The sequence below is a fragment of the Micromonospora craterilacus genome, assembly GCF_003236315.1.
In the GTDB taxonomy this organism is placed as follows: domain Bacteria; phylum Actinomycetota; class Actinomycetes; order Mycobacteriales; family Micromonosporaceae; genus Micromonospora; species Micromonospora craterilacus.
Genome location: NZ_POTY01000258.1, coordinates 1 through 9526 on the forward strand (window position 1 = coordinate 1; position 9526 = coordinate 9526).

10 protein-coding genes are annotated in these 9526 nt (G+C 74.6%); 3 read left to right on the forward strand and 7 right to left on the reverse strand.

Translation table 11 applies throughout. The annotated features are described in order from the left end of the window. Window positions 1-453 (forward strand): RICIN domain-containing protein (locus tag C1I95_RS28450; protein ID WP_146605880.1); only part of this gene is annotated, 453 nt, incomplete at its 5' end. 43 nt (window positions 454-496) lie between these two features. Here C1I95_RS28450 and C1I95_RS28455 read toward each other — a convergent pair. Further along, entirely contained in the window at window positions 497-1849 is a 1353-nt protein-coding gene (locus tag C1I95_RS28455) for an MFS transporter (RefSeq protein WP_233513944.1), read from the reverse strand. Between the two features lies 1 nt (window position 1850). Between C1I95_RS28455 and C1I95_RS28460 the strand changes: the two genes are divergently transcribed. Further along, a complete protein-coding gene (locus C1I95_RS28460) occupies window positions 1851-2828 on the forward strand; it encodes a GlxA family transcriptional regulator (protein WP_111218404.1) in 978 nt (325 codons plus the stop codon). Window positions 2829-2862: 34 nt separating this feature from the next. Here the strand turns inward: C1I95_RS28460 and C1I95_RS28465 are convergent, their stop codons facing one another. Genes C1I95_RS28465 through C1I95_RS28480 form a run of 4 tightly spaced genes read right to left on the reverse strand, consistent with a single transcriptional unit; the run spans window position 2863 to window position 7465 of the window. Beyond that, window positions 2863-3330, reverse strand: coding sequence for a DinB family protein (locus C1I95_RS28465; RefSeq protein ID WP_111218406.1), 468 nt, complete (start codon window positions 3328-3330; stop codon window positions 2863-2865). A gap of 10 nt (window positions 3331-3340) precedes the next feature. After that, window positions 3341-5293, reverse strand: coding sequence for a vWA domain-containing protein (locus C1I95_RS28470; protein WP_111218408.1), 1953 nt, complete (start codon window positions 5291-5293; stop codon window positions 3341-3343). Window positions 5294-5295: 2 nt separating this feature from the next. After that, window positions 5296-6792 (reverse strand): magnesium chelatase ATPase subunit I, encoded by a 1497-nt coding sequence (locus C1I95_RS28475; RefSeq protein ID WP_111218410.1) that lies wholly within the window; start codon window positions 6790-6792, stop codon window positions 5296-5298. Window positions 6793-6838: 46 nt separating this feature from the next. After that, window positions 6839-7465 (reverse strand): TetR/AcrR family transcriptional regulator, encoded by a 627-nt coding sequence (locus tag C1I95_RS28480; RefSeq protein ID WP_111218412.1) that lies wholly within the window; start codon window positions 7463-7465, stop codon window positions 6839-6841. 80 nt (window positions 7466-7545) lie between these two features. Between C1I95_RS28480 and C1I95_RS28485 the strand changes: the two genes are divergently transcribed. Beyond that, window positions 7546-8001 (forward strand): GNAT family N-acetyltransferase, encoded by a 456-nt coding sequence (locus C1I95_RS28485; protein WP_111218414.1) that lies wholly within the window; start codon window positions 7546-7548, stop codon window positions 7999-8001. Window positions 8002-8093: 92 nt separating this feature from the next. Here the strand turns inward: C1I95_RS28485 and C1I95_RS28490 are convergent, their stop codons facing one another. Continuing rightward, window positions 8094-9167, reverse strand: a complete 1074-nt coding sequence (locus tag C1I95_RS28490) for a hypothetical protein (RefSeq protein ID WP_111218416.1) — start codon at window positions 9165-9167, stop codon at window positions 8094-8096. A gap of 77 nt (window positions 9168-9244) precedes the next feature. Continuing rightward, the coding region (locus C1I95_RS28495) for a response regulator transcription factor (protein ID WP_146605881.1) at window positions 9245-9526 on the reverse strand (282 nt) is incomplete at its 5' end.

The following is a 9526-nucleotide window of genomic DNA, read 5'->3' on the forward strand; positions in this document are numbered from 1 at the left end:
GCCACCCCCTCGGCCGCGCCCAGCGCCGACCCCGACGTGGTCACCGGTCCGAAGGTGTTCCGCGGTGTCGGCTCGGGCCGGTGCCTCGGCCTCGACGGCGACGGCGAGAAGGCCGTCGCCGAGTTGGCCGACTGCACCGGCGGGCCGCAGCAGCAGTGGGTGGTCAACCCGTTCGGCCCGGACGCGGTGACGCTGACCAACGCCGCGTACAACCAGTGCCTCGACGTCGAGGGCGGCAGCGGCGACGACGGCGCCCGGTTGCAGCAGTTCGGCTGCCACGGCCAGGGCAACCAGCAGTGGCGACTGCACCCGGTCGGCGACGGCACGACACTGCTGGTGGCCGTGCACAGCGGCAAGTGCGCGCAGGTCCACGACGGCGCGGCCGGCGCCGGCGACGACATCACCCAGGCCCCGTGCGACGGCAACCCGGCCCAGCGCTGGACGCTCCAGTGATCCAACTCGACCCCGAGGGCACCGGGCGCGTCGCCCGACCCGCTCAGCCCCGGTAGCTCCACGCCCTCGGCGCGGCGGCGACCGGGGCCGGCTCGGTGAAGGCGGCGCCGCGTCGGCGGATCAGCAGCACCGACAGCACGGCCGCCCCCACCGACAGCGTCCCCGCCAGGTACCAGGCCAGCGTGTACTCGCCCAGCTGGTCCCGGACCAGCCCCGCCCCGGTGGCGGCCACCGCCGCACCGAGCTGGTGCGCGGCGAACACCCAGCCGAAGACCACCGCGGCGGACGCGCCGAAGTACTCCCGGCACAGCGCCACCGTCGGCGGCACCGTGGCCACCCAGTCCAGCCCGTAGAAGATGATGAAGACCAGCATGCTCGGCTCGGTGGTGGCCCCGAACAGGCTGGGCAGCACCAGCAGCGACCCGCCGCGCAGCGCGTAATAGGCGCCCAGCAGCAGCCGGGGGTCGTACCGGTCGGTGAGCCAACCGGAGGCGACCGTGCCGACGATGTCGAAGAGGCCGACCAGCGCCAGCAGCCCGGCCGCCGTGGTCTGCGGCATCCCGTGGTCGTGCGCGGCCGGGATGAAATGCGTGCCGACCAGTCCGTTGGTGGTCGCCCCGCAGATCGCGAAGCCGGCGGCCAGCAGCCAGAACGGCCGGGTGCGGGCCGCTTGGGCCAGCGCGCCGATCGCGCGGGCGGCGGCCCCGCCGGCCGGCTTCGGCGGCGCGACGACCTCGGTCGCGCCGTACGGGGGCAGCCCGAGATCCGCGGGGTGCTCGCGCAGCAGCCGCAGCACCAGCGGTACGACCAGCAGCGCCGCCCCGGCGACGACCAGTGCCGCCGACCGCCAGCCGTACCGGCTCACCAGGATGGCCAGCAGCGGCAGGAAGACCAGCTGGCCGGCCGCCCCGCCGGCGGTGAGCACGCCGGTGACCAGGCCCCGGCGGTGCACGAACCAACGCCCGGTCACCGTCGCCACGAAGGCCAGCGCCATCGAGCCGGTACCCAGCCCGACCAGCACGCCCCAGCAGAGCACCAGCTGCCAGCTCGCGGTCATGAACACGGTCAGCCCGCTGCCGGCGGCGACCAGGGCCAGCGCGGCGGCCACCACCCGGCGGATGCCGAACCGATCCATCAAGGCGGCGGCGAACGGCGCGGTCAGCCCGTAGAGCAGCAGGTTCACCGAGACGGCCGCGGAGATGGTGGCCAGCGGCCAGCGGAACTCGGCGTGCAGCGGGTGCAGCAGCACCGAGGGAGTGGCCCGGAAGCCGGCGGCGCCGACCAGCGCCACGAAGGCGACCGCGGCGACGATCCAGGCCGGGTGGAGGCGGACAGGTCGATTCACCAGGCGAGTCTGCGGCGCGGCGGCCGGAACGGCGAGTGGCCGGAAAGCCATGATGCGCAATAATCGGGCCATGACCCCGCACCGCGTCGCCGTCCTCGCCCTCGACCAGGTGGTCGGCCTCGACCTAGGCACCCCGGCCCAGGTCTTCAGCACTGCCCGGGACGCCGACAACGCGCACTACTACGCCGTCGACACCTGCACCCCCGGCGCCCGGCCGGTGCGCAGCAGCGCCGGCTTCCGGGTGCTCCCCGACCACGGGTTGGAGCTGCTGGAGCGGGCCGACACCGTGGTGGTGCCCGGCGTGCACGGCGACGCCACCCTCGCCCCCGTCGAGCCCGAGGTGACCGAGGCGCTGCGCGCCGCGTACCACCGGGGCGTCCGGATCATGTCGATCTGCACCGGCGCGTTCGTGCTGGCCGCCGCCGGGCTGCTCGACGGGCGGCGGGCCACCACCCACTGGGCGTACGCCGACCGCTTCCGCCGGCTGCACCCGCACGTCGACCTCGACCCCGACGTGCTCTTCGTCGCCGACGACCGGGTGCTCACCTCCGCCGGGGTGGCCGCCGGGATCGACCTGTGCCTGCACGTGGTCCGCACCGACCACGGCAGCCAGGTGGCCAACCAGGCCGCCCGCCGGTGCGTGATGCCGCCGTGGCGCGACGGCGGCCAGGCCCAGTACATCGAACGCCCGGTGCCGCAGGCGCCCGACACCAGCACCGCCGGGACCCGGGAGTGGGCCCGCCAGCGGCTGCACGAGCCGGTCAGCCTGCGCGAGCTGGCCGGGCAGGCCCGGATGAGCGTCCGCACGTTCACCCGGCGGTTCCGCGCCGAGACCGGCCTCAGCCCGGCTCAGTGGCTGCTGCACGAACGCACCGACCACGCCCGGCTGCTGCTGGAGAGCACCGACCTGACCATCGACCAGATCGCCCGCCGCAGCGGGTTCGGCACCACCGCCGCCCTGCGTCAGCAGTTGCACCAGCGCATCGGCGTCGCCCCGTCCGCCTACCGCCGAGCCTTCCGCCGTGGGTGAAAGGAAGGGCCCCTTGTTAACACCAGCTCCCGGATCAGCCCGAGGTACGCAGGGCCCGCAGGTCGGCCAGGTGGCGGGGCAGGTGGACGCGGGTGTGCAGATCGATGGTGCGGCCCCAGGGCAGCGGTTCGTCGACGACGAGGTCGAAGCCCTCACGCAGATGTGTCTCGACCGGGGTGTCGGCCGCCAGCCCGAGCCGGGCCACCAGCCCGACCAGCCGGTCGCTGGTCTGCCGCAGCCGGTCGGCCAGCCCGTCGAGGCCGCCGCACTCGGCGGTCAGCACGTCCAGCTCCGGTCGGTGCACCTCGTCCAGTTCGTAGAAGGCGTACGTCGACCCGGCGAGCACCGCCTCGGTGGCCTCGCTCATCAGCTCGTCGCTGGTGACCAGGTGCGCGACGATCTGCTCGGCGCTGTACCGCCCGGGTGGCGGCGGCCGGAACCCGCCCGCGTCGACCTCGGCCAGCACCGCGCCGTACGCCCGCCGCAGCCCGTCGACCTCCACCCGGCCGAGCCTAGCGGCGACCGCGGCGGGCGCGCAGGTAGTCGCTGACCACGTACTCACCGAGGTCGTCGGTGTCCGGCGTGAACACCCGGCCGCCACTGCGGCGGGCCACCGCGTCGACGAACCGACGCAGGCCGGGATCGTCGCCGAGCATGAACAGGTTCAGCGTCGCCCGGTACCGGCCGAGCCGGTCCACCTCCCGGATCGTCGCCTCGATCGTCTCCGGCAACGACGGCCAGCAGAACACCGCCTCCCCGTCGTCCGGATCCAGGTGGGCGGTCGGTTCCCCGTCGGTCACCACCAGCACCACCGGCTCGGCGTCCGGGTAGCGCCGCAGGTGCCGCCCGGCCAGCTGCAACGCGTGCTGCAGGTTGGTGCCCTGGGCCAGGTCCGGCTCGACCGCGGCCAGTTCCTGCTGGGTCAACGTGGCCGCCCGCCGGCCGAACCCGATGATCTGCAGGGCGTCCTGCGGGAACCGGGTCGCCATCAGGTGGGCCAGGGCCAGCGCCGTCTGTTTCATCGGCCCCCATCGGCCCTGCGAGATCATCGAGTACGACAGGTCGACGCAGAGCGCCACCGCCGCCGACGCCCGCCGTTCGGTCTCGACGACCTCGAAGTCCTCCACGGCCAGCTGCACCGGCACCCCCGGGCCGGCCCGACGGATCGCCCGGGTCAGCGTCCGTACCACGTCCAGCGGCTGCTCGTCGCCGTACTCCCAGGGCCGCGACGCGCCGCTGACCTCGCCGGCCGCCCCCGCCGAGCGCAGGTCGTGCCGCCCCCGAGGGCCGGCGGTCAGCTCGGCGAAGACCCGCCGCAACGCGGTGCTGCCGAGCCGGCGCAGCGCCTTCGGACTCAGCGTCAGGCCCTCGGCGTCGCGGGTCACCCAACCCTGCCGGCGCAGCTCGCGCTCCAGCTCCCGCAGCCGGCGTACGTCGTCGGCGGCGTCGCGGCCCAGCGTCCGGGCCACCGCGTCGACGTCGATGTCGTCCAGGGTGGCCCCGGGATGCGCCTGGCCCAACTGGTCGAGCAGGTCGTCCAGCTCGGCCACCTCGTCCAGCGCCCCGGTCGCCTCGCCGTAGCCCAGCGGCCGGCCGCCCTGCATCCGCTCGCCCCGGCCCCAACGCAGGTCCGGCCGTAACGCCCGCAGGTTCCCCTCCAGCGCGGCCAGTTCGCCGGCCAGCCGGTCGCCGAGCGACTGGCGCATCAGGCCGGCCAACTCCTCGCGCTGCCGCTCCGACAGCGAGTTCATCAGCCTCTGCCCGGCCGCCGCCCGGCGGGCCAGCAGGTCGACCAGTTCGTCGACGTTGGCCGGCCGCTCCGGGAAGAACTCGCCGTGCCGGCGCATGAACTCGGCGAACGCGTCGGTGGTGTCCTCCGCGCGGGCGTGCCGGGCCAGCAGGTCGTTCAGATCCCGCATCATCGCGGCCATCCGCTCCTGGACCGCCGGGTCGGCGGCCAGCCGCGCCGAGTCCCGCAGCCCGGCGAAGCGCTGGCCGAGCACGTCGTCGCGCAGCCCGTCGAGGATCCGCTGGTAGATCTGCCGGGCCTCGTCGCTCGCCCACTGGTAGCCGGACAGCTCCCGCACCGCCTGCGCGGTGGACCGGGGCAAATTGTCCAGCACCGTCTCGGCGAACCGGGCCGCGTCGTCCTGGCGCCCGGCCAGTTCGTCCCGCTCGGCCGCGAGGGCCTGGTCGAGCAGGGCCCGCGCCCGGGTCACCGCGCCGTCCAGGCCACCCCGGCGCAGCACCTCCCGCCGCAACCGGCGGGCCCGGGCGGTCAACTCGTCCAGTCCGCCGCGGTCCTGCGGGCCCCGGCGCAGCAGGTCCCGAAGCGCCTGGCGCAGGCTGCCGCCGGCCAGCACCTCCGCGCCGACCTGGTCCACCGCGGCCTGCACGTCGTACGGCGGTGCCAGCGGGTCGGGGCCGCCGCGCCACTGCCCGTACCGGAAACGGTTGCCGGCCATGCTCAGTCCCGGCCGCCGTAGCGGGTGCGTCCGGAGTCGGTGACGTCCTTGCCCAGCCGGCGGCTCAGGTACAACCCCTCCAGCACGAACTCGACGGCCGCGGCCGCCTGTCCGGGGCTCGGCGCATCGCCGAGGCCGAGCCGGTCGAGCACCTTGGCCAGGCCCGGCACCGTCCCCACCTGGCGCAGCAGTTCGGTCGCCGACACCAGTTCCCCCGTCTCGATCGCCTGCCCGTCCTCGACCAGCGCGGTGAAGCCGGAGAGGTCCAGCCCGGCGAGCCGGGCGCGGAACGTCTCGGCGGTGGCGGTACGCAGCAGGTGACCCAGGACCTCGATCTCCCGGCCCTCCTCGCCGCTCTCGAACTCCACCTTGCCGCGCAACGTCGACGTCACCGGCACCGCGTCCCCCACCCGCGCGACAGGTGCAAGGAAGGGCCCCTTGTTAACGTCTGCGGTAGAGGAAGGGCCCCTTGTTAACGCCTCGTCATCGCGCGACGGCGTTTCGCCGAGCAGGCTCGACCGGCGCAGCGCGGCGGCGGCGACCGTCTCCGCGGCGGCGATGGCGAACCGGGCGGAGACACCGGAACGCGGGTCCACCGATGGCGACTCGCGCACCGCTCGGGCGAACCGGGCGAGGACCTCCAGCACGTGCTCCGGCACCTCGGCGACCAGGTCGGCCTCCTGCCGGATCAGCGCCAGCTCCAGTTCCAGTTCGGTCGGGTAGTGGGTCCGGATCTCGGCGCCGAACCGGTCCTTGAGCGGGGTGATGATCCGGCCCCGGTTGGTGTAGTCCTCCGGGTTGGCGCTGGCCACCAGGAGCAGGTCGAGCGGCAGCCGCAGCTGGTAGCCGCGGACCTGGATGTCCCGTTCCTCCAGCACGTTGAGCAGCGCCACCTGGATCCGCTCGGCGAGGTCCGGCAGCTCGTTGACCGCGAAGATGCCCCGATTGGTACGCGGCACCAGGCCGAAGTGGATCGTCTCGGGGTCGCCGAGCGTACGCCCCTGGGCCAGCCGGATCGGGTCGACGTCGCCGATCAGGTCACCGACGCTGGTGTCCGGGGTGGCCAGCTTCTCGCCGTAGCGCATCGAGCGGTGCAGCCAGCCGACCGGAAGGTCGTCGCCGGCCTCGGCGATCAGCGCCCGCGACGCCGGGGTGACCGGATGCAGCGGATGCTCGTTGAGCACCGACCCGGCGATCACCGGAGTCCACTCGTCCAGCAAGGTCGCCAGTGACCGGATCAGCCGGGTCTTTCCCTGGCCCCGCTCGCCGAGCAGCACCATGTCGTGCCCCGCGAGCAGCGCCCGCTCCACCTCGGGCAGCACGGTTTCGTCGTACCCGACGATGCCGGCGAACCGTGGCCCGCCGCCGCGCATGCGGGCCAGCAGGTTGTCGCGCAGTTCCTGCTTGACCGTGCGGTACCGGTGCCCGGCGGCGCGCAGCGCACCGAGCGTGCCAGGCAGGTCAGCGGGCGGAACCGGGTTCGCCAAGGACGCACTCACCCGCCCAACGCTAGCTCAACCCCGCCCGGCCAGCCCCTTCATGGCGTTACCTGGCCAACCGAGGATCAGGCTGCCCAGCGGCAACGGGGCGGGGGGACAGCTGGGTGAGGGCGGCGTCGATGGCTAGGCGTTGGGCTTCGTCGGGGTAGGTGTCCGGGTCGACGGCCGCGAGCGCGTTGAGCCCTTCGACGAGAGCGACCAGGCTCGTCGCGGTAGCGGCGCAGTCGGCCGGGCGCCAGTCCGGGCGGGCGGCGGCGACCAGGCCGCGGACCCGATCGACGAACCGACGGTTGTAGCCGCGGTGCAGGTCGGCGAGGACCGGGTCGGCCAGCGCGGCGGCGAGGAAGCCGACCCACACCCGGGCCTCCTCCCGCTTCTCCTCGGTCGGCGAGGCGGCCTGCAACAGCACCGCCCGTAGCGCCGCGAGCGGCGTGTCGGCGCCGGCCTGGGCGGCGTCGGCACGCTGGCCGGTGCGCCCGTGCAGCAGCTCGCGGGCGAGTACCAGCAGGGCCCGCTTGTCGGCGAAGGTGTGCAGCACCATCCCGGTGGTGCAGCCGGCCGCCTCCGCGACCGCGCGCAGGGTGAGCCCGGGCAGGCCACGCTCGGCCAGCACCGACCAGGTCGCCGCCGACAGGCGTCGTTGCTGGTCGGCCAGGTCGCGTCGTCTGGCCATCGGTCCCCTTCCGGAGTCCATACCGTAGCGTACGTTACGGTAACGCTTGTTACGGTAAGCCGCGACGGAAGGGAGACGCGATGCCCTCCATCGACCACGAGCCGTGGGAATCGACCGACGCCGCGCGGCTGCGCGCCGCGCAACGGGCCGAACTCGACGCCCGGTACGACAGCGACGACCACGAGCCGGGCGCGCCGCCCACCGCCGAGACCGTGAGCGTCTTCCTGGTCGCCCGCGACGGCGACGGCACCGCCGTGGGCTGCGGCGGACTGCGCTTCCTCAGCTCCGGCTCCGCCGAGATCAAACGGATGTACGTCACCCCGCCCGCCCGGGGCACCGGCGTGGCGACCGCCATCCTGCATGCCCTGGAGCAGGCTGCCCGCGACGCCGGCGTACGCACCTTGCTGCTGGAGACCGGCACCGCCCAACCCGACGCGATGCGCTTCTACGAACGCGAGGGCTACCGGCGCATCGCCAACTTCGGCCCGTACCGGGGTGAGCCACTCTCCGTGTGCTACGCCCGCGACCTGCCCTGACGGCGCCGACCGGCGGCAGGCCCGACCCGAGGCCCACCGCCGATCGAACGCGAAGCCGGCCGGCCCGACCCCCGTGCGGGCCGGCCGGCGGCTCATCCCCGGCCGCAGCGACCGCAGGCACCACGGCGGCGCAGGTGGTACGCGTACGCCGCCGCGCCGAGCGCCACCCCCCAGGCCGGGAAGAACACGATCGGGGCGGTGCCCATGCTGAGCGCACCGGTCAACGCCCAGAAGTTCGGGCTGCTCAGGTAGCCCAGGCTGGCCGCCGTCACCGCGACCGCCACCACGGCCGCCGGCACCACGGCCAGCCGCACCGGCACCCGCCGCCCGGCCAGGCCCACCATCCAGCGCGGGAACCGCTCGCCCCAGCGCTGGACCAGGCCGAGGGTGAGGATCGCGCCGACCATCGCGAACGCCGCCAGCCCAGCGCCGGCCCAGATCGCGCCGGTGTCCTGCAGCTCGGCGAGCATCTCTGCGGAGATCCCGAACGGGACGCCGGCCGCCCACGCGAACCGGGTCAGGGCGTAGCAGGCCGGGACGGCCGCCGCCACGTACGCGGCCCACCGGCCCCAGCGGGCGGCGGCGGCCGGGGTCGTCCAGGCCGCGTCGCCATCGCCGGCCCGGCCGCACCTTGCACACGCCCCGGCGGTACGCCGCTGCCAGGCCAGCACGGCGGCGCCGAGCAGCAGCCCGCCCACCAGCGCCGCGAACTTCACGAACAGGGCCCAGCTGAAGACGTCGGCATAGTTCACGTCCGGCCAGCCGAACGGCGCGCCGAGCAGCAGGATCGGGGCGTACCCGAGGAGCACGAGCACCCACGCGTCCGGCACCACGACGGCGAGCACGAAGGCCACCGCCCAGCCGAGGCTGAGCAGCGGCACCCGCCAGCCGGACGCGGTGCCGGCGGTGGGGCGGCTCATCACGAAGGCCGCCCCCGCCGCCGCGAGCAGCAGCACGGCGAACAGCGGTGGCCCGAGTCCGACCGGAATCAGCCGGAGCAGGGTCGTCCCACTACCACCCGGATTGTTGGCACCGAGCGGGTAGCCCGCACCGGTGATCGTGGCGATCAGGGCGAGGACGCCCCAGAGACCGAGCCACCCGGCGGCGAGCAGGGCGAGCCGGCCCGGCCGGGCGGCGGTCAGTGTCGGTTCGGTTCGCGTCGTCATGCAGCTAAGCCTCGGCCAGCCGGGCCGGGGAAACCTCCCGCCGCCCGGGGAATCCGCTCCCCCACGCGGGGGAGCGGTCAGCCGGCGGGGACCACGAACCCCGACTCGTACGCGGCGATCACCGCCTGAGTACGGTCCCGCACCCCGAGCTTGGCCAGCACGTTGCCGACGTGCGTCTTCACCGTCTCGACCCCGACCACCAGCCGGACGGCGATCTCCGGATTGGACAGTCCGGCGGCCATCAACCGCAGGACCTCCGCCTCCCGCTGGGTGAGCCGGGCCGCCCGCAGCCCGTCGGCGCCCCGCCGCCCGTACGCCCCGACGAGCCGGCGGATCGCGGCCGGGAACAGTAGCGACTC

What these genes read in the sequence shown, in the direction of transcription:
- C1I95_RS28455 (WP_233513944.1), bottom strand. Translation starts at nt 1,849, where the DNA reads ATGGCTTTCCGGCCACTCGCCGTTCCGGCCGCCGCGCCGCAGACTCGC.
- C1I95_RS28460 (WP_111218404.1), top strand. Translation starts at nt 1,851, where the DNA reads ATGCGCAATAATCGGGCCATGACCCCGCACCGCGTCGCCGTCCTCGCC.
- C1I95_RS28490 (WP_111218416.1), bottom strand. Translation starts at nt 9,167, where the DNA reads ATGACGACGCGAACCGAACCGACACTGACCGCCGCCCGGCCGGGCCGG.
- C1I95_RS28485 (WP_111218414.1), top strand. Translation starts at nt 7,546, where the DNA reads ATGCCCTCCATCGACCACGAGCCGTGGGAATCGACCGACGCCGCGCGG.
- C1I95_RS28470 (WP_111218408.1), bottom strand. Translation starts at nt 5,293, where the DNA reads ATGGCCGGCAACCGTTTCCGGTACGGGCAGTGGCGCGGCGGCCCCGAC.
- C1I95_RS28480 (WP_111218412.1), bottom strand. Translation starts at nt 7,465, where the DNA reads ATGGCCAGACGACGCGACCTGGCCGACCAGCAACGACGCCTGTCGGCG.